Source organism: Streptomyces sp. SID12501 (assembly GCF_010550245.1).
In the GTDB taxonomy this organism is placed as follows: domain Bacteria; phylum Actinomycetota; class Actinomycetes; order Streptomycetales; family Streptomycetaceae; genus Streptomyces.
The window spans coordinates 1-413 of sequence record NZ_JAAGLU010000849.1 but is presented as its reverse complement, the minus strand read 5'-3'; the positions used below and the strand labels follow the sequence as shown (position 1 = coordinate 413).

The window sequence follows — 413 nt, the reverse complement described above, 5'->3', positions numbered from 1 at the left end:
TCCAGTACCTGCTGGACCTCGTTGCCGTCCAGGTCGGGCCGGATCGCGTCCAGCTGCTCCTGCTCCTGGAGCTGCGCGATGCGCTCCTCCAGTCCGTCGTAGGTGCGCGACAGGGCATTGGCCTTGCGCTTGTTGCGCGTGGTGCAGTCCGAGCGGGTCAGTTTGTGCAGCCGACCGAGCAGCGGGCCCGCGTCACGGACGTAGCTGCGCACCGCGGAGTCGGTCCACTCGCCGTCGCCGTAGCCGTGGAACCGCAGGTGCAGCTCGGTGAGCCGCGCGACGTCCTGCACGGTCTGCTTGTCGAAGCGCAGGGCCTTGAGCCGCTTGGCGGCCATCTTGGCGCCGACGACCTCGTGGTGGTGGAAGCTCACACCTCCGCCGTCCTCGAACCGTCTCGTGCGCGGCTTGCCGAT

General features: G+C 69.0%; 1 protein-coding gene. It reads right to left on the bottom strand.

The genetic code is table 11. The features are described from left to right. A partial coding sequence (locus G3I71_RS48790; RefSeq protein WP_164325423.1) for an HD domain-containing protein occupies nucleotides 1–413 on the bottom strand: 413 nt, incomplete at both ends.